Here is a 246-nt window from a genome sequence, read left to right on the forward strand (position 1 = left end):
ACCGGCATTCCCTGGTTCGAATCCAGGTATCCCAGCCATCTTCGGATGCAGTAAGCAGTAAACTCAGGCTACGTAGCTCAGCTGGTTAGAGCACATCACTCATAATGATGGGGTCACAGGTTCAAATCCCGTCGTAGCCACCAAATTTTTTGGGGTGTCGCCAAGCGGTAAGGCTCTGGTTTCTGATACCAGCATTCCGGGGTTCGAATCCCTGCACCCCAGCCAATTTAAAAACAATTTGAACAG

Annotated in this window: 2 tRNA genes; both read left to right on the plus strand. The window is 50.0% G+C overall.

Annotated features, from left to right (window positions below):
- Positions 1-66 precede the first annotated feature (66 nt).
- Positions 67-143, plus strand: a tRNA-Met gene (locus HA51_RS26800).
- 7 nt (positions 144-150) lie between these two features.
- Positions 151-225 (plus strand) — tRNA-Gln (locus HA51_RS26805).
- Positions 226-246 lie beyond the last annotated feature (21 nt).

It is taken from the genome of Pantoea rwandensis, from assembly GCF_002095475.1.
GTDB lineage: Bacteria > Pseudomonadota > Gammaproteobacteria > Enterobacterales > Enterobacteriaceae > Pantoea > Pantoea rwandensis.